Genomic DNA, 248 nt, shown 5'->3' with positions numbered 1-248 from the left:
GGAGAGGTTCAGCGAGATCGTGCTCGAGTCCCGTATCCGGGAGACCCTGAACGATCCGCGCGTGCAGTCTTGGGATGATGCGGCGGAGATCGGTCGCGAGAACGGCGTGACGATCAAGCGCCGAGGCAGGGACGTCAGCTACGGCATGATGCTCGCCCAGTCCGACGGCGCTCTCGCCGAGCCGGCGCGCGCCCACACCCGGCGAGGCGGCGTCAAGGACTCGGGCAAGGGACTCGGCGACGGGTACC

Annotated in this window: 1 protein-coding gene; it reads left to right on the top strand. The window is 69.0% G+C overall.

Features of this window, described 5'->3' with window-relative positions; genetic code table 11:
• On the top strand, positions 1–248 hold a 248-nt coding region (locus R0K30_RS22945), incomplete at both ends, for a hypothetical protein (protein ID WP_410613268.1).

The organism is Bacillus sp. SIMBA_154 (assembly GCF_046536015.1).
Classification (GTDB): domain Bacteria; phylum Bacillota; class Bacilli; order Bacillales; family Bacillaceae; genus Bacillus; species Bacillus pumilus_P.
The sequence above is the reverse complement of the archived record's forward strand: the minus strand, read 5'-3'. Positions and strand labels throughout refer to the sequence as shown.